Source organism: Flavobacterium sp. (assembly GCF_004211145.1).
Taxonomy (GTDB): Bacteria; Bacteroidota; Bacteroidia; order Flavobacteriales; family Flavobacteriaceae; genus Flavobacterium.
Map to the genome: position 1 here is coordinate 1 of NZ_SEBS01000075.1, position 2,650 is coordinate 2,650.

Below are 2,650 nucleotides of genomic sequence, written 5' to 3' on the forward strand. Positions count from 1 at the left end.
AGGCAAAACCACGATGCTCGTCATCAATACGATCCAGAAATTATCGAAAGCAGAAGGCGAAAGCACTCGTGCGCTGCTGATCGTAGAATCGAAGGAAAAAATGGTCGAAATGGTCGATCTATTTCAGGTTTACGGCAAATACACTGATCTGCGCGTTCACATCGGCAGTAAAAGACCGCGCGGGAAAATTTGAAGCCGCTGACGGCGGAACGATTTTCCTCGATGAAGTAGGCGACATGAGCTTGTCGGCGCAGGCCAAAGTATTACGCGTTTTGCAGGAAAACATGATACAGCGCGTTGGCGCCGACAAAGACATTAAAGTCGATGTGCGTGTCGTTGCGGCAACAAATAAGGATTTGAAGACCGAGATCGCCGAAGGCCGTTTCCGCGAGGATTTGTACCACAGGCTCGCGGTAATCCTGATCAAAGTCCCGGCGCTGAACGACCGCCGCGAAGACATTCCGCTTTTGATCGAGCATTTCACCGAAAAGATCGCATCAGAACACGGAAACACGCCCAAAAAGTTTGCGCCGGCCGCGATAAAGCTGCTCCAGGAATACGACTGGACGGGTAATATTCGCGAACTTCGCAACGTCGTTGAAAGGCTGATCATTTTAGGCGGCGCAGAAATATCTGAAAACGACGTAAAGCTGTTTGCCAGCAAATAACAGCGAACCCTAGAACAATCTAAATGAACCTGAAAAAAATAAATCCGAGCCTGCAGAAATCGCTTGTCGAAAATGACCTTCTCGAGCCTGTCGAATTATTAGCCGAAACATTCTCAGCCATAAAAAGCGGCGGCGATTGCTATATTGTTGCTCCGTCGGGTTCAGGCAAAACCACGATGCTCGTCATCAATACGATCCAGAAATTATCGAAAGCAGAAGGCGAAAGCACTCGTGCGCTGCTGATCGTAGAATCGAAGGAAAAAATGCTCGAAATGGTCGATCTATTTCAGGTTTATGGCAAATACACTGATCTGCGCGTTCACGGAACCAACGACAAAACCGATATAGACAACGACAAAAACCTGATCTCGCTCGGGATTGACGTCTTAATCGGGACGCCAAATAAGATCAACGCACTTTTTTCGGGCGCAGGCTTTAATATGAATACGGTGCGTTTGTTCATCGTGGACGACGCCGACAAGGTTTTCGCAAACCGCTCCGAAACTATTGTGATGCGGCTTGCGCAAAGCATCAAATCGACCCAATATATTTTTACGGTTACCGACGAAACCGAAAAAACCGAATCTGTCGCCGACAAAGTAATGGACGAGCCGACTTGGTTTGATTTTTACCCGAACGACGATGAAGACGACGATTGAATCTGAAAGGCTTGTGTTTCGTGAGCTCCGGCCGTCGGATGACGGCGCGATGTTCGCGCTTGACTCCGATCCCGATGTGATGCGCTATCTCGGGGTGAAACCGCTGGAAAGCATCGAGCAGACGCGTGAAATCATAAAAAACATCAACCAGCAATACCTTGATTACGGCATCGGGCGCTGGGCTGCGATATTAAAAGATTCAAATACTTTTATCGGTTGGGCCGGACTAAAATTCATCAGACAGCTCAACGGCGTCGAAAACACCTACGATCTCGGTTACCGTTTCCTGAAGCCATATTGGGGAAAAGGCTACGGCCATGAATCGGCGAAAGCGTTCATCGACTTTGGATTTGATGAAATGAGATTGCCGCGAATCACAGCCTACGTCGATGTAAACAACTCCGCATCGATACGAATCCTTGAAAAATGCGGGCTGAAATTCGTCAACAATTTCATGGACGAAGGCGATTTGTGCGCGTGGTATGAAATCGACAATCAGCATCTTTAAATTCCTCTGCGAAATTCAGGCTAATAATTGCACGTTGTAACCGCGAATTGTCAATTCTGGACTATCTTTGCGCCTTTAAAAAAGAAATTTTCTCGGGCCACAGCTTTATGCCGATGAAAAACCACTACAATTTATGATCACAATCAACGATATTGCCGTCGAATTTGGCGGCACGACTTTATTCAGCGACGTTTCTTTCGCCATCAATGAAACCGATAAAATTGCCTTAATGGGGAAAAACGGCGCCGGAAAATCGACGCTATTGAAAATCATCGCGGGCGCAAGCAAGCCGTCGCGAGGCGTTGTTTCTGCGCCAAAAGAAGCTGTAATCGCATATCTTCCGCAGCATTTATTGACAAAAGACGACACGACGGTTTTTGAGGAAACGTCAAAAGCTTTCGCCGATATTTTCAAGATGAAGTCTGACATCGACGCGCTGAACGAAGAGCTGACTGTCCGCACCGATTATGAAAGTGACGCTTACATGAAATTGATCGAGCGCGTATCGGATTTGAGCGAGCGTTTTTATGCGATCGAGGAAATCAACTACGAGGAAGAAGTTGAAAAAATATTGATCGGACTTGGGTTTGTCCGTGAAGATTTCACGCGCTCGACTTCGGAATTTTCCGGCGGATGGCGAATGCGCATCGAACTTGCTAAAATCCTTCTGCAAAAGCCCGACCTGATTCTCCTCGATGAGCCTACGAACCACATGGATATCGAATCGATCCAGTGGCTTGAGGATTTCCTGCTGAATTCTGCAAAGGCTGTTGTTGTGATTTCTCATGACCGCGCGTTCGTTGACAACATCACAA

General features: G+C 47.3%; 3 protein-coding genes and 2 pseudogenes. All 5 read left to right on the top strand.

Annotated features, from left to right (window positions below):
• Nucleotides 1-193, top strand: a pseudogene (locus tag EOO50_RS17555) (hypothetical protein); the annotation flags it as partial.
• Nucleotides 153-668 (top strand): annotated as a pseudogene (locus EOO50_RS17560) (sigma 54-interacting transcriptional regulator); the annotation flags it as partial. The pseudogenes EOO50_RS17555 and EOO50_RS17560, both read left to right, overlap by 41 nt.
• Nucleotides 669-691: 23 nt before the next feature.
• The gene (locus EOO50_RS17565) at nt 692-1,327 is read left to right on the top strand and encodes a DEAD/DEAH box helicase (RefSeq protein WP_290841586.1); all 636 of its coding nucleotides are present in this window, start codon (nt 692-694) and stop codon (nt 1,325-1,327) included.
• Nucleotides 1,311-1,835 carry a GNAT family N-acetyltransferase gene (locus tag EOO50_RS17570; protein ID WP_290841587.1) on the top strand — a complete coding sequence of 175 codons (525 nt, stop codon included), beginning with the start codon at nt 1,311-1,313 and terminating at the stop codon, nt 1,833-1,835. Before EOO50_RS17565 ends, EOO50_RS17570 begins: the two co-directional genes overlap by 17 nt.
• Before the next feature lie 133 nt (nt 1,836-1,968).
• The coding region (locus EOO50_RS17575; protein ID WP_290841588.1) for an ATP-binding cassette domain-containing protein at nt 1,969-2,650 on the top strand (682 nt) is incomplete at its 3' end.